This window comes from Streptomyces sp. NPDC003943 (assembly GCF_053605265.1).
In genome coordinates, this window is sequence record NZ_JBSGIW010000116.1 from 1 (window position 1) to 20,336 (window position 20,336).

The 20,336-nt window shown below is 72.3% G+C and carries 17 protein-coding genes; 12 read left to right on the plus strand and 5 right to left on the minus strand.

Annotation, left to right across the window (positions count from 1 at the left end):
• Positions 1-82 precede the first annotated feature (82 nt).
• Together ACWEV0_RS32290 and asnB are read right to left on the minus strand one after the other, a co-directional pair.
• Positions 83-760 carry a class I SAM-dependent methyltransferase gene (locus ACWEV0_RS32290; RefSeq protein WP_453153268.1) on the minus strand — a complete coding sequence of 226 codons (678 nt, stop codon included), beginning with the start codon at positions 758-760 and terminating at the stop codon, positions 83-85.
• A gap of 13 nt (positions 761-773) precedes the next feature.
• Positions 774-2,630 (minus strand): asparagine synthase (glutamine-hydrolyzing), encoded by a 1,857-nt coding sequence (asnB, locus tag ACWEV0_RS32295; RefSeq protein ID WP_453153270.1) that lies wholly within the window; start codon positions 2,628-2,630, stop codon positions 774-776.
• 172 nt (positions 2,631-2,802) lie between these two features.
• Between asnB and ACWEV0_RS32300 the strand changes: the two genes are divergently transcribed.
• Positions 2,803-3,864, plus strand: a complete 1,062-nt coding sequence (locus ACWEV0_RS32300; protein ID WP_453153271.1) for a methyltransferase — start codon at positions 2,803-2,805, stop codon at positions 3,862-3,864.
• A 5-nt stretch (positions 3,865-3,869) separates the two neighbouring features.
• Positions 3,870-5,072 carry a cytochrome P450 gene (locus ACWEV0_RS32305; protein ID WP_453153272.1) on the plus strand — a complete coding sequence of 401 codons (1,203 nt, stop codon included), beginning with the start codon at positions 3,870-3,872 and terminating at the stop codon, positions 5,070-5,072.
• Positions 5,073-5,135: 63 nt separating this feature from the next.
• Here ACWEV0_RS32305 and ACWEV0_RS32310 read toward each other — a convergent pair whose 3' ends face one another.
• The gene (locus tag ACWEV0_RS32310; RefSeq protein ID WP_453153274.1) at positions 5,136-5,579 is read right to left on the minus strand and encodes a hypothetical protein; all 444 of its coding nucleotides are present in this window, start codon (positions 5,577-5,579) and stop codon (positions 5,136-5,138) included.
• Between the two features lie 138 nt (positions 5,580-5,717).
• Here ACWEV0_RS32310 and ACWEV0_RS32315 point away from each other — a divergent pair, with 138 nt between their 5' ends.
• From ACWEV0_RS32315 to ACWEV0_RS32335, 5 genes are all read left to right on the plus strand, one after another.
• Positions 5,718-6,329 (plus strand): PadR family transcriptional regulator, encoded by a 612-nt coding sequence (locus tag ACWEV0_RS32315; RefSeq protein WP_453153275.1) that lies wholly within the window; start codon positions 5,718-5,720, stop codon positions 6,327-6,329.
• Positions 6,330-6,412: 83 nt separating this feature from the next.
• Positions 6,413-7,096, plus strand: coding sequence for a TenA family protein (locus ACWEV0_RS32320; RefSeq protein ID WP_453153276.1), 684 nt, complete (start codon positions 6,413-6,415; stop codon positions 7,094-7,096).
• Positions 7,093-8,298, plus strand: coding sequence for a cytochrome P450 (locus ACWEV0_RS32325; RefSeq protein ID WP_453153277.1), 1,206 nt, complete (start codon positions 7,093-7,095; stop codon positions 8,296-8,298). The genes ACWEV0_RS32320 and ACWEV0_RS32325 overlap by 4 nt, the downstream gene beginning before the upstream one ends.
• Before the next feature lie 25 nt (positions 8,299-8,323).
• A complete protein-coding gene (locus ACWEV0_RS32330; RefSeq protein WP_453153278.1) occupies positions 8,324-9,004 on the plus strand; it encodes an SDR family NAD(P)-dependent oxidoreductase in 681 nt (226 codons plus the stop codon).
• Between the two features lie 2 nt (positions 9,005-9,006).
• Complete coding sequence (locus ACWEV0_RS32335; protein WP_453153280.1) at positions 9,007-9,777, plus strand: SDR family NAD(P)-dependent oxidoreductase; 771 nt, start codon at positions 9,007-9,009, stop codon at positions 9,775-9,777.
• Between the two features lie 142 nt (positions 9,778-9,919).
• On the opposite strand, the gene ACWEV0_RS32340 is transcribed toward ACWEV0_RS32335, so the two are convergent.
• Positions 9,920-11,389, minus strand: coding sequence for an MFS transporter (locus ACWEV0_RS32340; protein ID WP_453153281.1), 1,470 nt, complete (start codon positions 11,387-11,389; stop codon positions 9,920-9,922).
• 156 nt (positions 11,390-11,545) lie between these two features.
• Here ACWEV0_RS32340 and ACWEV0_RS32345 point away from each other — a divergent pair, with 156 nt between their 5' ends.
• Both ACWEV0_RS32345 and ACWEV0_RS32350 read left to right on the plus strand, forming a co-directional pair.
• Positions 11,546-12,298 carry an SDR family NAD(P)-dependent oxidoreductase gene (locus tag ACWEV0_RS32345; RefSeq protein WP_453153282.1) on the plus strand — a complete coding sequence of 251 codons (753 nt, stop codon included), beginning with the start codon at positions 11,546-11,548 and terminating at the stop codon, positions 12,296-12,298.
• A gap of 113 nt (positions 12,299-12,411) precedes the next feature.
• Entirely contained in the window at positions 12,412-13,782 is a 1,371-nt protein-coding gene (locus ACWEV0_RS32350; protein WP_453153284.1) for a right-handed parallel beta-helix repeat-containing protein, read from the plus strand.
• A gap of 54 nt (positions 13,783-13,836) precedes the next feature.
• Here the strand turns inward: ACWEV0_RS32350 and ACWEV0_RS32355 are convergent, their stop codons facing one another.
• A complete protein-coding gene (locus ACWEV0_RS32355) occupies positions 13,837-15,051 on the minus strand; it encodes an FAD-dependent oxidoreductase (RefSeq protein WP_453153286.1) in 1,215 nt (404 codons plus the stop codon).
• A gap of 205 nt (positions 15,052-15,256) precedes the next feature.
• Here ACWEV0_RS32355 and metK point away from each other — a divergent pair, with 205 nt between their 5' ends.
• The 3 genes from metK to ACWEV0_RS32370 all read left to right on the plus strand — a co-directional run.
• Positions 15,257-16,450 carry a methionine adenosyltransferase gene (metK, locus tag ACWEV0_RS32360; RefSeq protein ID WP_453153287.1) on the plus strand — a complete coding sequence of 398 codons (1,194 nt, stop codon included), beginning with the start codon at positions 15,257-15,259 and terminating at the stop codon, positions 16,448-16,450.
• A gap of 110 nt (positions 16,451-16,560) precedes the next feature.
• Positions 16,561-20,061: a methionine synthase gene (gene metH, locus ACWEV0_RS32365; protein ID WP_453153288.1), complete on the plus strand. Its 3,501-nt coding sequence runs from the start codon at positions 16,561-16,563 to the stop codon at positions 20,059-20,061.
• A gap of 81 nt (positions 20,062-20,142) precedes the next feature.
• Positions 20,143-20,336: adenosylhomocysteinase (locus ACWEV0_RS32370; protein WP_453153290.1), on the plus strand; the 194-nt coding region annotated here is incomplete at its 3' end.

Here is a 20,336-nt window from a genome sequence, read left to right on the forward strand (position 1 = left end):
GGGCCCCCACCCCCCCCCGGCCCCCGGCCGGCCCGCCCCGGGCCCCCCCGGGCCCCCCCGCCCTCGGCATTCCCCGCCGGCCTCAGCCGGCCGTCGCCCGGAACAGCGCGACCGCGCCGCGGATCCGCACCCGGTACTCCGGGAAGTACTTGGCCAGCTGGCGCTCCAGACCCTGCGGATCGTCGCCCTGGTTCTGGAAGTTGCCGCGCCGGTGCTGCTCGAGGAGCAGCTTGTGCGTCAGCCGGTTCATCGGCACGCCTTCGGCCAGCACGGTCGTGCCGAACAGCACGCCGCCGGGGCGCAGCGTCTGCGCGACGTGCTTGAGGATGACGCCCTTGCCGTCCCAGCCGCCGGGGATGGTGTGGAACACCAGGTTCATGGCGGCCGAGTCGAAGTGCTGCGCCGGCAGCGGCAGCGGCTCCATCAGGTTGGCCCGGCAGGTCCGCGGCCGGTAGCGGGCGATCCGCGCCGCCGACATCTCCAGGCACTGCTCGTTGAGGTCGAGCAGTGTGATCTCCGGATCGGGGTCCGGGAACCGGCACTTGTCGACGAAGTAGCCGGTGCCGGGCCCGATGTCCAGATGGCGCCGGCCGACGGAGGTGTCGTAGAGGCGGCGCATCACGTGCGCCGGGCAGCGCCACACCGCCGAGCAGAACAGTCCAAGGACCCACTTGTCGTAGATCGCGAGCTTCCCGCGCGAGTACACCTCCTGGGCGTGTGCGATGCGGGGATCGAGCCGTTCGGGCGCGAGGTCGGCCATAGGGGGTCTCCGTTCAGATCGCCAGTTCGATGCCGTAGTGGCGCAGCCAGGTGTTGAACTGAAGGGCCATTTCCAGGTGCATCCGGCTCGGCCAGTCGTGCGCGTCGCCGGGGTGGTCCAGCGTGCGCCGCACCGCCTCGTGGTTCAGGTACGGCTGGATCGGCGCGCTGTCGTCGGCGGCGAGGGCGGCCAGCTCCGCGTGGAGCATCCGGGTGTACGCGGGGTCCTGGGTGACCGGCCACGGACTCTTCTTGCGCTCGAGCACGGAGGCCGGCAGCAGGTCCCGGGCGACGGCCCGCAGGAGGGACTTCTCCTGACCGTCGAAGGTCTTGAAGCTCCACGGGGTGTTGTACAGGTACTCCACCAGCCGGTGGTCGGCGTACGGCACGCGCAGCTCCAGACCGTGTGCCATGGAGAGCCGGTCCCCGCGGTCGAGCAGCATCGGCAGCCACCGGGTCAGGGTGAGGTGGCCGATGGTGCGCATCCGGGCCTCCTCGGGGCTCTCGCCCGTCTGGTGCGGCACCTGCGCGACCGCCTCGCGGTAGGTGTCGGCGTAGTGGCCCGCCATGTCCAGCTTCTCCAGGAAGCCGACGGCGAACAGGTCGCGCCCCTGGCCGCCCCGGTTGCTCGGGTGCAGACCCTCGTTGACCACCCAGGGGAAGACGTCGGCGCCCACGCACTCCGGCTTGAACATCCAGTTGTAGCCGCCGAAGATCTCGTCGGCGACCTCGCCGACCAGCGCCACGGTCGAGTGGGTCTTGATCTCGCGCGAGGTCAGGTAGTTGGAGGTGTCCATGTCGCCCAGCGTGGACGGGGCGTCCTGCGCGAGCACCACGTCCAGCCGGGTGCCGGGGTCCATCAGGGCGTGCGGGTCGAGCCTGATGTTGACGTGGTCGGAGGAGACGTGCGCCGCGACCTCGGCCGCGTACGGCTCGTCCGGCGAGAACCGCACGTCGTCCTTCCGGAAGTTCTCCACGTAGCCGTCGAAGGTGGTGACGAAGGTCCGGATCCGCTCGCCGTCCTGCTTCCACCGCAGGCCGGCGGCGACCGCGGTGACCGTGCTCGAGTCCAGGCCGCCGGAGAGCGCGGTGCACAGCGGCACGTCGGCGACCAGCTCGCGCCGCACGATGTCGTCCAGCAGGTCGCGCACGGTACCCACGGTGTTCCGCAGGTCGTCGGTGTGCTCGCGCGCCGTCAACTCCCAGTACCTGTGCAGACGCTCGCCGTCGCGGTCGATGGTCAGCGTATGGCCGGGCAGCAGCTCCCGCATGTCCCGGAAGACGGCCCGGCCCGGCTGTTTGGCCACCGTGAACAGCTCGCGCAGGCCCTCCAGGTCCACCACCGGGCGGACCGCGGGGTGGGCGAGCAGCGCCTTGGGCTCGGAGCCGAACAGCACGCCCTGCGGCAGGGCGGTGTAGAACAGCGGCTTCACGCCCAGCCGGTCGCGCACCAGCACCAGTTCCTCGCGGCGCGCGTCCCAGATGGCGAACGCGAAGATGCCTTCGAGGCGCGAGGCGAAGGACGGCCCCCACTCCAGGTACGCCTGGAGCGCCACCTCGGTGTCCGTACGGGTGCGGAACCGGCGCCCGCGGGCCTGGAGTTCGCCGCGCAGCTGCTGGAAGTTGTAGATCTCGCCGTTGTGCACGATCACGGCCGCCGTGCGGCCGTCCTCCTCCACCGCCAGCGGCTGCGCGCCGCCCGCCACGTCGATGACGGCCGTCCGGGTGTGCCCGAGCGCCGCGTGGCCGTTCAGCCACAGCCCCTGGCCGTCGACGCCGCGGGCGGCCAGGGCGTCGGTCATCGCCTGCAGCACCGGCCGTTCCCGTGAGAGGTCCTGTCCGAAGTCCACCCAGCCCGTGATGCCGCACATAGGCGTCCCCTTCGTCGATTGCTTGACCGCCCCGAGCGTCCGGCAGCCGCTTCGAGTACTCCTCGACCGCCGGTGGAACCCGCCGCCGCGACCGAGCACCGTTCCACCCGGATTCGAGCCGGCGCCGGGACGCTGGCGGCGGCCGGAGCCCCCCGACGAGAGGTGGACAAGGATGAACGCGCAGGACGGCCCTCCGCAGCCCGCGGGCATGGACGGATGGTTCGACCGCGGCCTGCCGCCGCGCCAGCAGGTGCTCGGATTCGTCTACGCGAAGTGGGCGATCGGCGCGCTACGGGCGATCGTGGAGGTCAAGGTGCCCGACGCGCTGGCCGACGGCCCGCGCACGGTCGCCGAGATCAGCGCCGCGACCGGCACCGACCCCGACGCCCTCTACCGGGTGCTGCGGGCCGTCGCCGCCGCCGGGGTGCTGCACGAGGGCGAGGACGGCCGCTTCGCGCTGCTGCCGGTCGCCGAGGGCCTGGTCTCGGACGCCGAGGGCGGCATCCGCGACATGTTCCTGTTCGCCTCCGACCCCATGCTCTGGCGTCCTTACGAGAACGTGGCGCACACCCTGCGCACCGGCGGATCGGCGTTCACGCACGCCTTCGGGATGCCGTTCTACGCGTACACGAAGGCCAACCCGGACAAGGCCGCGGTGCTTGACCGGGCGATGCTGCAGAACCGCTACCCCGGCACGGAGCGCGTCTTCGACGGGTTCGACTTCGGCAGGTTCGCCAGGATCGCCGACGTGGGCGGCGGCCGCGGCCACTTCCTCGTCGAGCTGCTGCGCCGCAACCCCGGCACCACGGGAGTGCTGGCCGACCAGCCGCACACCGTCGCCGAGGCCAAGGAGGTCATCGACGGCTCCGGTGTGGAGGACCGCGTCACCGTCGCCCCGATCGACTTCTTCACCGAGGTGCCGTCGGGCTGCGACGCGTACTTCGTCAAGAACACGCTGCACAACTGGGACGACGACAAGGCCGTGCTCATCCTGCGCAGCATCCGCGCGGCGATCGGTACCACCGACGCCCGGCTGCTGATCATGGAGAACCTGCTGCGCGGCCCGGGCGAGTGGGACATCGGCAAGCTGATCGACGTCGAGTCGCTCGCCGTGCTCGGCGGCCGGGAGCGCGGTCGCGCGGAGTGGAACCGGCTGGCCGCCGACGCCGGATTCGCCCCGGCCAACGATCCCGCGCCCGGCGACGTCGCGCTCCTCGAGTACCGGCCGGTGTGACGGGCATGTCGAAGCCGCTTCCCGACCCGATGACCCTGCCGGCCCGGCGCGGTTGCCCGTTCGACCCGCCCGAGGAGTACGCGCGGCTGCGCGCCGAACGGCCGATGAGCCGGCTGCGGCTGCCCGGCGGCCGGATCGGCTGGCTGGTCACCCGGTACGAGGACGTGCGGGCCGCGCTGGCGGACCCGCGGACCAGCCCGCCGCTGATCCAGGTCACGCCGGCGACCGAACTCCCGCTCCCCGAGGAGGAGCTGGACGTGCCGCCCGGGGTCTTCTCGGCGCTGGACCCGCCGGAACAGAGCCGCTACCGGCGGCAGGTGAGCCGCTACTTCACCCGCAAACGCTGCCGTGAGATCACGCCCCGGCTGGAGCAGATCATCGACGAGCAGCTGACCGCGATGACCGAGCACGGCTCGCCCGCCGACCTGGTCGAGTGGTTCGCGCAGCCGATCCCGACCAGGGTCATCACCGAGATGCTCGGCATCTCCGAGGCGGACCGGCCGGACTACCAGCGCTGGATCCTCGCGATGCTGTCCCTGGACACCGCCGAGGAGCCGCTGCGCGAGGCCCGGGACGGGCTGTACGGCGGACTCGCCGAGCTGGTCCGGGACCGCAGGGTCCGGCCCCGCGACGACATCCTCAGCGACCTGCTCCACGGGGCCGGTTCGCTGACGGACGAGGAGGTCGTCGGGATCGGCGCGCTGCTGCTGATCGCCGGCCTGGAGACGACCGCGAACATGCTCGGGCTCGGGGCGTTCGCGCTGCTCCGGCATCCCGGCCGGCTGGCGGAGCTGCGGGCCGACGAGAGCCTGTGGGACACCGCGGTCGAGGAACTCCTGCGCTATCTGACCATCGTCCAGTTCGGGCTGACCCGTACGGCCCGCGAGGACCTGGAGGTGGCCGGGCAGAAGGTGCGGGCGGGAGAGACGCTGATCATCTCGCTCGCCTCCGCCAACCGTGACTCGGCGGTCTACACCGCTCCGGACCGTCTTGACCTGTCCCGCGACGAAGCGCCCCACCTGGCCTTCGGGCACGGTGTGCACCAGTGTCTGGGCGCCCAACTGGCCCGGTTCGAGATGAAGCTGGCCTTCCGTGCGCTGCTGCGCCGGCTGCCGGACCTGCGCCTCGCCGTCCCGCCGGAGCGGGTCCCGACGGCCGGCGAGGACAAGGTGTTCCACGGGGTGCACTCGCTCCCGGTCGCCTGGTAGCGGCGGCCGGGGCCGGTCCGGCGGATCACGGCCGGAGCGGCCCCGGCTCCGCCGGACGGATCGCTAGCCGCGCGACGGGTCGTCGACGGTGGTGTGCCGGCGCTCCTTGAGCGCGCGCCGGGCGTCGTCCAGGTACTCCCGGGAGAGCATCGCGGACACGATGGCCACGCCGCCGCGGTGCACCCGGATCTCGCTGTCGAGGGCGGTGCCGTACAGGTGGATGCGGCGGCCCGTCTTGCCGTCGGGGCCCTGGGCGTCCTTCAGCCGGCCCTTGGCGGGCCAGGTGACGTCCCCCTCGTCGAGGACGTCACCGTCGCCCACCAGCAGCTTCAGCGTGCTGTGCCGCAGGTCCACGGTGATCTGCAGGTCCTGAGGGACGTCCGGGGCGCGCAGGTCGAGCACGATGCTCGCGTCCTGGCCGCGGACGTCGAAGGCGTCGGTGGCCGTCCATGTGCCCAGCCGCTTGGTCACGGTGCCACGGGCGTTGATGCGCTCGGTGGTGGTCATGTCGGTGGTCCTTTCCTTGGGCCCGTCGTGTCTTCTCCGTGCCGTTCCGCCGTCTTGCCGGCTCTTTCTCCGGCTCCTCATGGTTGCACAGCAACTAGTGTCAGTGCAACTAGTTACGGTGGGGCTTAGACTCCTGCCATGTCCGCCTCCGCGCCCCGCAGTTCCCCGCTCGCCCTGACCGTCCTGTCGCTGCTGCACTACCGGCCGCTGCACCCGTACGGCATGCAGCGGCTGATCAAGGAGTGGGGCAAGGACCAGGTCGTCAACGTCGGCCAGCGCACGAGCATCCACCGGACCGTCGAGCGGCTCGTCGCCGCCGGTCTCGTCGAGGTGCACGAGGTGGAGCGCGACGAGCAGTACGCCGAGCGCACCGTCTACCGGATCACCGACGAGGGCCGCCGGGTCGCCCGCGAGTGGCTGCTCGACATGCTCGGCACGCCCAAGCCGGAGTACCCGCAGTTCCCCGTCGCGCTCTCCTTCGCGCTGATGCTCACCCCCGAGGAGGCGCTGACCGTCCTGGACGGCCGCGCCGCCGCCCTCGCCCGCACCGTGGACGCCCTGGACACCCTGCTCGCCGGCGAGGCCGACGGCGGCCTCGGCCGCGTCATCTGGCTGGAGACCGAGTACCAGCAGGCCATGGCCGCGGCGGAGCTGCGCTGGCTCACCGCCGTCACCGACGACCTGCGCGCCGGACGGCTGCGCTGGTCGTGGGAGGAACTGACCGGCCTCGCCGGACCCGGAGCCGGCTGACCGGTCGAGAGCGGCACCAGCCTCCTTCGAGCGCGCGTCACTACCGTCCCGAGCCGACGGACGACGCGGCGAGAGGGAGAGCGATGCGGGAGGAACTCCGCGAGATCTGCACACCGGTGCTGCACGAGGTGCTGAACCATCCGTTCTGGACCGGCCTGCGCGACGGGACACTGCCCGCCGCGGCGCTGGCCCGGTTCGTCCACCAGGACACCGCGTACCTGCTGCCCGCCTACGCCCGCGCGCTGGCCCGCTGTGCCGCCGACGCCCCCGACGACGCCGGTGCCCGGCTGTTCGGGCAGTCCGTCGTCGGCACCCTGGACGCCCGCGACGGCCTGCGCGCGGCCCACGCCGCCCTCGCCCCCGGTCTCGGCATGCCCGGGCCGGCCGCCGCCGAGGAACCCGTCGCGCCGGCGGTGGCGGCCCACGCCGCCTTCTTCACCTCCTCCGCGGCCTCCTCGTACCACGCCGGCGTCGGAGCGCTGCTGCCCATGGTCTGGTTCAACGCCGAGGTCTCCGACCACCTGCGCGACCACGCCGTACCGGGCACCCGCTACCTGCCCTGGATCACCGCCTACCACCCCGGCGAGTCGTACCGCTTCGCCGTCGAGGCGTTCTCCGAACTGGCCGACCGGCTCGGCGAACGGTCCACGCCCGAGCAACGCCGCCTGATCACCACACACTTCACCCTCGGCATCCACCACGAACTCGCCTTCGCCGACGCCTGCGCCGCACCTGCCGCGCGGCCGGCCGGAAGGGGTGCGCAATGACCGCCCTGAACCTCGACCTGATGGACCCGAAGTCCTTCGCCGACGGAGTCCCGTACGAGCACTTCCGCCACCTGCGCGACTCCGCGCCGGTCAGCCGCGGCACCGACACGGACGGCGAACCGCTGTGGCACGTCGTGCGGCACCGGGACGTGTCCGCCGTCTCCCGGGACGCGCGGACCTTCTCCTCAAGCCCGACCACCATGACCTCGATCCGCAAGGTCGACCCGAGCCCGCCGATCATCACGTTCCTGGACGGCGCGAAGCACACCCGGGTGCGCAAGCTGACCTTCAAGGTCTTCGCCCCCGCCCGGCTGGCCGCCCTGCGCGCCCCGATCCGCGGCATCGTCGACGCGCTCCTCGCGGAGGCCCGGGAGAAGGGCGAGTTCGACCTCGCCGAGGACATCGCGCTGCGCCTGCCCTTCGAGGTGCTGCTCGAACTGCTCGACATCCCGCGGCAGGACCGCGCCACCATGCTCGGCTGGGCCCGCCGGACGGTGAACCTCGGCGACCAGGAGTACGGCGACGACGCCGGCCCCAACCCCTTCCAGCAGATCCACGCCTACCTGAACGACTTCGCCCACCACCGGGCCGCCCACCCCGCCGACGACTGCTTCTCGCTGCTCCTCGACGCCCGCCTGGACGGCGCAGAACGGCTCGGCCTGCCCGACCGGCTCACCCCGGACGAGGTCGGCCTGTTCGCCTCCACGCTCGTCACCGCGGGCATCGAGACCACCTACTGCTCCGTCACCGGCGGCGTCCTCGCCCTGCTCGACCACCCCGACCAGCTCGCCCGGCTGCGCGAGGACCGCGGCCTGCTGCCCAGCGCCGCCGCCGAGGTACTGCGCTGGGTCACCCCGGTCACCCACTTCGCCCGGCGCGCCGTCACCGACACCGAGATCGCCGGGCAGCCGGTGGCGGCGGGCGAGAAGGTCGTCGTCTGGTACAGCTCCGCCAACCGCGACGAGCGGGTGTTCACCGACCCCGACCGGTTCGACCTCGGCCGCACGCCCAACCCCCAGCTCAGCTTCGGCGGCGGCGGACCGCACGTGTGCATCGGCAACGGCCTGGCGGCCATGGAGCTGCGCGAGTTCCTGGACGGCGTCGCCGACCTGCTGCCCCGGCTGGAACTCGTCGAGGCCCCGGCCCGCCCGGAGACCAACTTCATGAACAGCGTCAAACACCTGCACGTGCGCCTGCACTGACCGGCGCCGGACCCCAGGAGACCCGATGACCACCGGCACCGCCCTGATCACCGGCGCCAACCGCGGTATCGGCCGCGCCGTCGCCGCCGAACTGCACCGCCGGGGCCTGGACGTCGTGCTCACCGCCCGCGACCCCGAGCAGGCCCGCGCCGCCGCGGAGGAGCTCGGCACCCGCTGGACGGACCTCGACACCACCGACCCGGACAGCGTCGCGCGCGCCGCGAAGACCGTCGGCGCGCCGGACATCCTGCTGTGCAACGCCGGCGTCCTGCTCGACGCGGGCACCGAGCCCCTCTCCGTACCGCTGGAGCTGGTCGAACGGACACTGCGGGTGAACCTGCTGGGCACCTGGCGGGTGCTCCAGGAGTTCGTGCCGGCCATGGTCCGGCGCGGCAGCGGCCACGCCCTGGTCGTCTCCAGCGGGACCACCGCGGAGTTCGGCGGCCGGCTGTTCCCCGGCACCCCCGGCTACTCGCTGTCCAAGAGCGCGCTCAACGGCCTCACCACCATGCTCGCCGCGACCACCGAGGGCACCGGCGTCCGCGTCAACGCAGTCAACCCGGGCCGCGTCCGCACCCGCATGATGCCGGGCCCGCACCAGCCCCCCGAGCAGGCCGCCCGGTACATCGCCGACGTCGCGACGCAACCGCACGGCGGCCCCACCGGACGCTTCTTCGCCGCACACTCATCCACGTCACAGGAGTAGCCATGCGATTCGACCTGACCGGCAGAACCGCCGTGGTCACCGGAGCCGGCAGCGGGATCGGTCTCGCCTGCGTACGCGCCCTCACCGAGGCCGGCGCGCGAGTGCTCGGCGGCTCCCGCACCGTCGGCCCCGACCTGCGCGCCGCCACCCCGTACACCCGCACCGTCGACCTGGCCACCGAGGACGGCGCACGGACCCTGATCACACACGCGCTGGACGAGTTCGGCGGCATCGACATCCTGGTCAACAACGTCGGCGGCGGCGTGAAACTGGCCGCGGGCTTCCTCGACATCGACGACGACACCTGGCGCGAGGCGTTCGGCCTGAACGTCCTCACCGCGGTCCGCACCACCCGCGAGGCACTGCCCAGCCTGGTCGAGCGCAGCGGCGCCGTCATCAACATCGGCTCGATCAACGCCACCCTCGCCGACCCGCGTCTCGGCCACTACTCGGCCGCCAAGGCCGCCCTCGCCAGCGTCGGCAAGTCGCTGGCCGCGGAGTTCACCCCCAAGGGCGTCCGCGTCAACACCATCTCGCCCGGCCCGGTCCGCACCCGGGTGTGGACCAACCCGCAGACCGCGCGCAGCGCCGGACTCACCCCCGAGGAGTTCATCGAGGCCGTCCCGAAGATGACCGGCCTGGCCACCGGCCGCATCATCGAACCCGAGGAGGTCGCCACCCTGGTCGTCCTCCTCGCCTCCGGAAAGGTCCCGAGCGTCACCGGCTCGGACTACACCATCGACGCCGGAATGGCCCGCCCGGCCCTGCGCTGATCCACCCGGACCCGCCCCGCGCTGATCCGACCGGACCCGCTCGCACCGGCGTCACACCCTTCGGCGGCGCCCGACGCGCCACCGCCCCCCACCGGAACACCGGCGGGGGGCGGTGGCGCGCAGGTCCGGTCCGGAGCCGGAGTCACACCTGGCCCTCCGGGACCAGATCCGTTCGGCTCGCCGGGCCGGGCTGGGCCCGGTGGGTGCGGGGGCGCATCCAGAAGGCCGTCACGAAGGCCGCCGCGAGCAGGCCGGCGGCGAGCCAGAAGGTGACCCGCAGGGCGCCGTCCGCGCCGTACCGCGCGTCCGTCAGGCAGCTGAAGAAGACCGTGCCGAGCAGCGCGTAGCCGATGCTGTTGCCCAGCTGCTGGAAGGAGTTGAGCAGGCCCGAGGCCGCGCCGGTCTCCGGCAGGGCGACCAGGCCGAGCGAGATGTCGTAGTACGGGGTCAGCACGCCGCCCATGCCGAGGCCGAGCAGCGAGAGCGGAACCAGCAGCTGCCACGTGGTGACGGCGTGGCCGAGCGAGACCACCGCGATCACCCCGACCGCCCCGGCCACCAGCAGCGCGAGGCCGCCCAGCAGGGTGCGCAGGCTGCCGAAGCGCCGTACCAGCAGGTTCCCGGCGACGGCCGATCCGACGGCGGAGCCGAGCGTCCACGGCACCATGGCCAGGCCGGCGCCCAGGGCGGTGAAGCCGTGCGCGGTCTGCAGCTGGACCAGGAGCGCGAACATCATGCCGCTCAGCGCCGTGTAGTACAGCACCCCGAGCAGCAGCGCGGCGACGAACCTGCCGTCGCGGACGAGGCGCGGCTCGACCAGCGGTACCCGCCCGGCCCGCGCCCGCCGGCGCTGGTGGACGCCGAGCAGGACCAGCACCGGCAGCGCCGCGGCCATGCTGACGAAGCACCACGCCGGCCAGCCGGCCGTGCGCCCCTGCATCAGCGGGTAGGCGACCAGGACCATCGCGCCGACGGCCAGCGCGGTGCCGATCCCGTCCAGACGGCGTACCGACGCCCCGTCGGCGGGCGGCTGGTCGGGTATGTACCGCACGGCGCCGAACAGTGCCAGGACACCGAGCGGCAGATTGACGAAGAACACCGCGCGCCAGCCGAGACCGAACAGGTTCCCGGTCGTCAGCGCACCGCCGAGGACCGGCGCGACGATCGCGGCGACGCCCACCACCGGGCCCATCAGGCCGATCGCCTTGGGCAGCTCGCGCGGCGGGAACAGCTCGCGCATGACGCCGAGTCCCTGGGGCACCATCACCGCGGCACAGGCCCCCTGCGCGATCCGCGCGACGATGATCATCCCCGGGTTCACCGCAAGACCCGCGAGCAGCGAGGCGCAGGTGAACCCCGCCGTGCCGATCAGCAGCATCCGCCTGCGGCCGGCGATGTCCCCGAGCCGCCCGCCGGTGATCAGGAGGGAGGCGAACGCCAGGGCGTAGCCGGCGCCCATCCACTGCAGGTCGGCGTAGCTGCCGTGCAGTCCCTCGCGGATCGCCGGAGCGGTCGTGTTCACCATCATGCCGTCGAGCAGGTCCATGCAGTGGGTGGTCAGGATCGCCGCCAGGGCGTACCAGCGCAGTCTGTCCGCGGGAGTGGGGTCCATGGCCGAGCCTTTCGGGAATCGATGACGCGAATCTGGCGCGAACGGTGCGGCCGGCAGCTCCACAACCGGTCAAGCCGCGCTCGAGCGCCGTTTCCGAAGGTGGGGCCGGGACCCGGCCGACGGGGCCCTGCCGCACGACGTACGAGGGGACATGCCATGGATCTGGGACTGGCGGACAAACGGGTACTGGTCACCGGCGCCACGAGAGGTATCGGCCGGGCCACCGCGAAGGCCTTCGCCGCCGAGGGCGCGCGGGTCGCGGTCACGTACAACCGGTCCGAGCGCGCCGCGAAGGAACTGGTCGAGGAGCTCGGCGGCGCCGACCGCGCCTGCGCGCTCCACTACGAGCTGGCCGACCCGGCGTCGGTCGCCGCGACGGTCAGCGCCGTGGAGGAGCGGTGGGGCGGCGTCGACGTGGTGGTCGCCAACGCCCAGACGTGGGTGTGGATGAACCCCGAGGAGATGGTGCCGTACCACGAGTTCCCGATGGACTTCTGGCTGAGCCGCTACCGGGAGAACGTCGAGGGCCACCTCTGGACGGTGCGTCAGGCCGTCGGCGGCATGCGCGAACGCGGCTGGGGCCGCATCGTGCTGCTGTCCTCGGTGACGGCGACGCACGGCAATCCCGGCTCGGAGATCTACAGCGCCGCCAAGGCGTCCCTGCACGGCTTCGTCCGTGGCCTGATGTGGACGGGCGACGGCGTGCTCGCCAACGTGGTCGCGCCCGGCGGCACGCTCACCGAGAGCCTCGACGCGGTCGACCCCGCGCTGCTGGAGAAGGCGGTCGCCGACACCCCCAGCGGCCGTCTGAGCACGGCCGACGACGTGGCCCGGCTGATCGTCTTCCTCGGTTCGGCGGCGAACGGGAACGTCAACGGCCAGATCATCCACCCCGCCGGCGGCCGGTGATCCGCCCCGCGTCCGAGGGCGGCTCGACTCCCGCTCGAGCGGCTCTCGGCCGGGCGACCACACCATCTCAGCCACGCTGAGACAGCGTCACGCCAGCAGAAGGAGCACCAAGCATGCGATCCACCCGAATACCGAGAACAGCGGCCGCGGGAGCGGCGATGGCCCTCGCCCTGTGCGCCACCCCGCTCGCCTCGGCCGCCCCGGCCTACGCCGACGGCCGGCAGTACTACGTCGACTGCTCCGCCGGCGACGACTCCGCGGACGGCACGTCCGCCGCGACCGCCTGGCGCAGTCTCGCCAAGGTCAGCGGCACCACCTTCCGCCCGGGCGACTCCGTCCTCCTGCGCAGCGGCGTCACCTGCAACGGCGTCCTCGCGCCGCAGGGTTCCGGCACGGCCGCCGCGCCCATCACGGTCAGCACCTACGGCGGCAGCGCCCGCGCGTTCCTCGCCGGCGGCGGCGCCCGCGCCACGGTCTACCTGCACAACGTGCAGGGCTGGGAGCTGCGCAACCTCGACGTCTCGGACACCACCACCCGGGACTCCACCGCGCGCACCGGCATCTACGTGCTGCTCAGTGACTACGGCACCGGCAGCCACTACGTCATCGACAACGTGAACGTGCACGACGTCACCGGCATCGACAGCACGGGGCCGGACAACGAGGACAGCGGCGGCATCGTCCTGAAGGCGGCCGGCTCGGCCAAGCCGACCACCTTCGACGGCATCACGGTGTCCAACAGCACCGTCTCCGGCACCGACGGCTACGGCATCGCCACCGAGTCCCAGTGGTCCAAGCGCGCCCTGTTCCCGGCCGGCGAGAACAGCTACGTGCCGATGACCAACGTCCGCATCACCGGGAACCGGCTGTCGAACCAGGGCGGCGACGGCATCGTGGTGCAGAACGGTGCCGCCCCCAGGATCGACCGCAACGTCGTCGACGGCTTCGGTCTGCGCGCCACCGCCTACCACTCCGGCGTCTGGGTCTGGAACTCCGACAAGGCCGTGATGGAGTACAACGAGGTCTCGCACGGCGCCTCCGCGCCGCCGATGATGGCCTTCGACGCCGACGGCGCCAACTCCGACGTCACCTACCAGTACAACTACAGCCACGACAACGGCGGCGGCTTCCTGGCCTTCTGCACCGCTCCCGGCCAGCTGAGCGACGGTGTCGTCGCCCGGTACAACGTCAGCGTCAACGACCACGACGCCAGCTACAACGGCTTCACCTTCCCGGTGATCTTCAACGGCTGCGGCGTCACCATGACCAACCTCGCCTTCTACGGCAACACGGTCCACACGTCGGTCGCCAAGGCGCTGATCGGCAACTACGGGCAGAGCGTGGTCAACTACCACGACAACGTCTTCGTGGGCGCGCCGGGCGGTTCGACGATCAACGACTCCGTCAGCACCTTCAAAGGCAACGTCTACTACAACATCACCCAGGTCCCGGCCGGCGACACCGGCCCGGTGTACAAGCACTGATACCGCGTCGCATCGCCCGCGTACCTCCCGTACGCGGGCGATGCCCTGCCGTCGTCAGCTCCGCGCGCGCTTGATCGACCACTCCGCGATCCGCAGGGACATCTCCACCCCCTCGGTCGCGTACTCGACCATCGCCTTCTGGTAGTCGCCGACGGCCTCCGCCAGTTCCCGCTCCCCGCGGTCCACCGCGGCCAGCAGTCCGCTGAGCGCCGCCGCGTCCCGCGCGGCGGTGTTCGCCCCCACGCCCCCCGACGGCGGCATCGCGTGCACCGCGTCACCGAGGGGCACGACCGGGCAGGTGTCCCAGGCCTCCACGGGCCGGGTGGCCCGCAGCGCCACCGCGAACGACGTCGCGGGATCGGCGAACCGGAAGATCTCCCGCAGGTCCGGGTGCCATGCCCGGGTCCGCTCCACCACCAGCGCGCACAGCTCCTCGCCGCTCATCGCGAAGAACGCCTCGTCGGTGAGGCCGAGGTCCGCCAGGTGCACGTTGAACACCGACATGTAGTAGTCGTCGCTGTCCTGGAGCCCGGCGCCCGGCCACAGCCGGGCGGCCGCCCGCGACGGGGACTCTCGGAACAGCATCGGCATCAGGCCCAGGTGGTGGCCGTCGGTGCCGATCACATAGCTGAAGCGGTCCCGCAGGGCCTCCGGCAGCCCTGCCTCGATGGCCTCCCGCCGCGGAATCCGGGAGAAGATCGTCCGGACGCCCAGGTCCTGGGGCACGTCCCAGGGCCGGAGCTGGGCACGGACCCGCGAGTTGGTGCCGTCCGCCGCGACCAGCACGTCACCGACGGCCTCGCTGCCGTCCGCGAAATGCGCGGTCACCCGCCCGTCGGGCGTCCGCTCAAGGCGCTCGAAGTTCTTCCCGAAGTGGACGACCTCGTCGAGACCGGCGAGCAGGATCCGCCGCAGCGTCACCCGGTCCACGGCATCGATCTTGTCGTCCCGGCCGGCCCGCGGGTCCTCGAAGGCCGGCGCCCACTGCGGCTCCAGATGCTCGTCGTAGGCCGCCAGTCCGCTGTCGTCGCGGGCGTTCGCCGTCGCCGCCAGCAGTTCGGTCAGCCGCGGCGGCAGACAGGCCCTGAGGGCCGCCTCGCCCTCGGGGCTGATCCGGAGCCGGTAGCCCTGTCTGCGCCCGTCGGCCGACTCGTCACGCTCGTACACCTGGACGTCGACACCGGCCCGCCGCAGCCCCTGGGCCACGCAGAGACCACCGATACCGCCGCCGATGACCAGGACCCGGATGGGTGATCGGCTCGTCGTCACCGCCATGGACACCTCTCTCGTCGCGTCGAAGCCGCCGCGGGGACACCGCGTACGGAACCGGGGCAGCATGCGCCGTCCCGCTCAGGTCTGGCTGGAGGCGCCCGCTCCGCCGCCGCGTCGAGCGGAACTCGAGCCCGCTTGAAGAGTTCCCGCCCACCCTGTGCGGACCCAGCAGTCCACGGCCCCGCGAGCTCCCGGAGGAATCGTGTCCCGTCGTCTCTTCACCTCGGAGTCCGTGACCGAAGGTCACCCCGACAAGATCGCGGACCGGATCAGCGACACCGTCCTGGACGCCCTGCTCGCGCAGGACCCCGGGTCCCGCGTGGCGGTCGAGACCCTGATCACCACCGGCCAGGTCCATCTCGCCGGCGAGGTCACCACCACGGCCTGGGCCGACATCCCCGGCCTGGTCCGCGCGGCCGTCCTCGACATCGGCTACGACGCCTCGACCAAGGGGTTCGACGGCGCCTCCTGCGGCGTCTCCGTCTCGATCGACGCCCAGTCGCCCGACATCGCCCAGGGCGTCGACCAGGCCCATGAGCACCGTGTCGAGGGCCTCCAGGACGAACTCGACCGGCAGGGCGCCGGCGACCAGGGCCTGATGTTCGGCTACGCCTGCGACGACACCCCCGAACTGATGCCGCTGCCCATCTCACTGGCGCACCGGCTCGCCCAGCGCCTCACCCAGGTCCGCAAGGACGGCACCATGCCCTACCTGCGGCCCGACGGAAAGACGCAGGTCACCATCGAGTACGACGGCGACCGCCCGGTCCGTCTCGACACGGTCGTCGTCTCCACCCAGCACGCCGCCCACATCGACCTCGACGCGCTGCTCGCCCCCGACATCCGCACGTTCGTCGTCGAACCCGTCCTGGCCGACGCCGGCATCGACACCACCGGCTACCGCCTGCTCGTCAACCCCACCGGCCGGTTCGAGATCGGCGGCCCGATGGGCGACGCCGGCCTGACCGGCCGCAAGATCATCGTGGACACCTACGGGGGCTATTCCCGGCACGGCGGCGGCGCCTTCTCCGGCAAGGACCCCTCCAAGGTCGACCGCTCGGCGGCGTACGCGATGCGCTGGGTCGCGAAGAACATCGTCGCCGCCGGGCTCGCCCGCCGGGCCGAGGTGCAGGTCGCGTACGCGATCGGCAAGGCGGAGCCGGTCGGCCTGTTCGTGGAGACCTTCGGCACCGAGACCGTCCCCGTACCGAGGATCCAGGAGGCCGTCGGCCAGGTCTTCGACCTGCGCCCCGCCGCGATCATCCGCGACCTCGACCTGCTCCGCCCCATCTACGCCCGCACCTCCGCCTACGGCCACTTCGGCCGGGAACTGCCCGAGTTCACCTGGGAGCGCACCGACCGGGCGGACAAGCTCCGCGCCCTCGCGCTGGCCTGACCTCCCGCCATGTCGCCGTAGCCGTTGCCGTTGCCGTTGCCCCAAGGAGGCACCGCCGTGCACATCGCCGTCACCGGTTCGATCGCCACCGACAGCCCGGTGGGTGCGCCATGAGCCCCCTCACCCAGGCGCAGCGCGCCGACGCGCTGCGTGAGGCCCTGGCCACCCGGGTCGTCGTCGCCGACGGCGCGATGGGCACCATGCTCCAGGCCGCCAACCCGACGCCGGACGACTTCCAGCAGCTGGAGGGCTGCAACGAGATCCTCAACGTCACCCGGCCCGACCTCGTCCGCGCCGTGCACGAGGCGTACTTCGCGGCCGGCGTCGACTGCGTGGAGACCAACACCTTCGGCGCCAACCACGCGGCGCTCGGCGAGTACGACAGCGCCGACCGGATCTTCGAGCTGTCCGCGGCCGGCGCCCGCGTGGCCCGCGAGGCCGCCGACGCCCACCAGGACGGCCGGGTCCGCTGGGTGCTCGGCTCCATCGGGCCGGGCACCAAGCTGCCGACCCTCGGCCACGCTCCGTACGCGACCCTGCGGGACGGCTACCAGCGCAACGCGGCCGGCCTGATCGCCGGCGGCGCCGACGCGCTGCTCGTGGAGACCAGCCAGGACCTGCTCCAGACCAAGGCCGCGGTGCTCGGCTGCAAGCGCGCCCTCGCCGAGGCCGGGCTCGACCTGCCGGTCTTCGCGCAGGTGACCGTGGAGACCACCGGCACCATGCTGCTCGGCTCGGAGATCGGCGCGGCGCTCACCGCCCTTGAGCCGCTCGGCATCGACATGATCGGCCTCAACTGCGCCACCGGTCCCGCCGAGATGAGCGAGCACCTGCGCCACCTGTCCCGGCACGCCCGGGTCGGCCTGTCGTGCATGCCGAACGCGGGCCTGCCCGTGCTCGGCAAGGACGGCGCCCACTATCCCCTCGGCCCCGTCGAACTCGCCGACGCCCACGCCGCGTTCACCGGGGAGTACGGCATCTCGCTCGTCGGCGGCTGCTGCGGCACCACGCCCGAGCACCTGCGCGCCGTCGTCGAGCGCGTGCGGGGGCGCGCCGTCACCCCGCGCCGGCCGCGCCCCGAGCCGGCCGCCTCCTCGCTCTACCAGCCGGTGCCGTTCCGCCAGGACACCTCGTACCTGGCGATCGGCGAGCGGACGAACGCCAACGGGTCGAAGAAGTTCCGCGAGGCCATGCTGGCCGAGGACTGGCAGGGATGCGTGGAGATCGCCCGGGAGCAGATCCGGGACGGCTCGCACCTGCTCGACCTCTGCGTGGACTACGTCGGCCGCGACGGCGTGGCGGACATGCGGGAGATCGCCGGGCGGCTGGCCACCGCGTCCACGCTGCCGGTCGTGCTTGACTCGACCGAACCCGACGTGCTGCGCGCCGGACTCGAGGTGCTGGGCGGCCGGGCCGTGCTGAACTCGGTGAACTACGAGGACGGCGACGGCCCGGACACCCGGTTCGGGCGCATCGCCGCACTCGCCCGCGGACACGGCGCCGGCCTCATCGCGCTCACGATCGACGAGGAGGGGCAGGCCCGCACCGCGCAGAAGAAGACGGAGATCGCCGAGCGGCTCATCGCGCAGCTCACCACCGAGTACGGCATCGAGGAGTCGTCGATCCTGGTGGACTGCCTGACCTTCACCCTGGCCACCGGACAGGAGGAGTCCCGCCGCGACGGCATCGAGACCATCGAGGCCATCCGCGAACTCAAGCGCCGTCACCCCGAGGTGCAGACCACCCTCGGCCTGTCCAACATCTCCTTCGGTCTGAACCCGGCGGCCCGGCAGGTCGTGAACTCGGTCTTCCTGCACGAGTGCGTGCGGGCCGGCCTGGACTCGGCGATCGTGCACGCCTCCAAGATCCTCCCCATGGCGCGCATCCCCGAGGACCAGCGCGAGGCCGCGCTCGACCTGGTCCACGACCGCCGCAGGGAGGGGTACGACCCGCTGCAGCGACTCCTCGAGCTGTTCGAGGGCGTCTCCGCGTCCGCCGGCGCCGCGTCCAGGGCCGAGGAGCTGGAGGCACTGCCGCTCGGTGAACGCCTCGAACGGCGCATCGTCGACGGGGAGCGCGGCGGCCTGGAGGCCGACCTCGACGCGGCGCTGGCCGGGCGCCCGGCGCTGGAGATCGTCAACGACACGCTGCTGTCCGGGATGAAGACCGTCGGCGAGCTGTTCGGCTCCGGCCAGATGCAGCTGCCGTTCGTGCTCCAGTCCGCCGAGGTGATGAAGGCCGCGGTCGCCTACCTGGAGCCGTACATGGAGAAGGCGGCCGACGGCGGGAACGAGGCGGGCAAGGGCACGATCGTGCTGGCCACCGTCAAGGGCGACGTCCACGACATCGGCAAGAACCTCGTCGACATCATCCTGTCCAACAACGGCTACGACGTCGTCAACATCGGCATCAAACAATCGGTTTCCGCCATTCTGGACGCCGCCGAGGAGCACGCCGCGGACGTGATCGGCATGTCCGGCCTGCTGGTGAAGTCCACGGTGATCATGAAGGAGAACCTGGAGGAGCTGAACCGGCGCGGGCTCGCCACCCGCTTCCCGGTCATCCTCGGCGGGGCCGCCCTCACCCGCGCGTACGTCGAGCAGGACCTGCACGAGATCTACGACGGCGAGGTCCGCTACGCCCGCGACGCCTTCGAGGGCCTGCGCCTGATGGACGCGCTCGTCGCCGTCAAGCGCGGCGTCCCGGGCGCGGCCCTGCCCGAGCTGCGGCAGCGGCGCCACCCACGCGCCGAGGTCACCCGGCAGGAGGAGCCCGGCCGCGGACCCGTCCGCTCCGACGTGGCGGTGGACAACCCGATACCCGTACCACCGTTCTGGGGCGACCGGATCGTCAAGGGCGTCCCGTTCGCCGACTACGCCGCATGGCTGGACGAGGACGCCCTGTTCAAGGGCCAGTGGGGGCTGAGGGCCCCGCGCGCCGGGACCGGCCCCTCCTACGAGGAACTCGTCGAGACCGAAGGCCGGCCGCGGCTGCGGATGTGGCTGGACCGGCTGCAGACCTCCGGCTGGCTGGAGCCGGCCGTCGTCTACGGCTACTACCCGGTCAACTCCAAGGGCGACGAGCTGATCCTCCGCGACGAGGACGGCGCCGAACGCACCCGCTTCACCTTCCCCCGCCAGCGCCGCGGCCGGCGGCTGTGCCTGGCCGACTTCTTCCGCCCGGAGGAGTCCGGCGAACAGGACGTGATCGGCCTGCAGATCGTCACCATGGGCAACCGGGTCTCCCGGGCCGCGGGCGAGCTCTTCGAGGCCGGCTCCTACCGTGACTACCTCGAACTGCACGGCCTGTCCGTCCAGTTGACCGAGGCCCTGACCGAGTTCTGGCACGCCCGGGTGCGCCGCGAACTCGGCTTCGGCGACGAGGACCCCGACGACCTCCGGGACATGTTCGCCCTCAAGTACCGCGGCGCCCGCTTCTCCCTCGGCTACGGCGCCTGCCCCGACCTCGAGGACCGCGCCAAGATCACCGGACTGCTCCGTCCCGAGCGGATCGGCGTCGTCCTCTCCGAGGAGTTCCAGCTGCATCCCGAACAGTCCACCGACGCCCTCGTCGTCCACCATCCCGAGGCCACGTACTTCAACGCGAGGTGAACGGTGGCCCCCTGACCGCCGCGCGAACACCGCGTGCCCCCCGCCCCGACGTTCGACCGACCCGATCCCCAGGAGTGCCGGATGCCTTCCCCCTTTTCCGATTTCAAGGTCGCCGACCTGTCCCTGGCCCCCTTCGGCCGCAAGGAGATCCAGCTCGCCGAGCACGAGATGCCCGGCCTGATGGCGATCCGCCGCGAGTACGCCGAGCAGCAGCCGCTGGCCGGCGCCCGGATCACCGGCTCGCTGCACATGACCGTGCAGACCGCCGTCCTGAT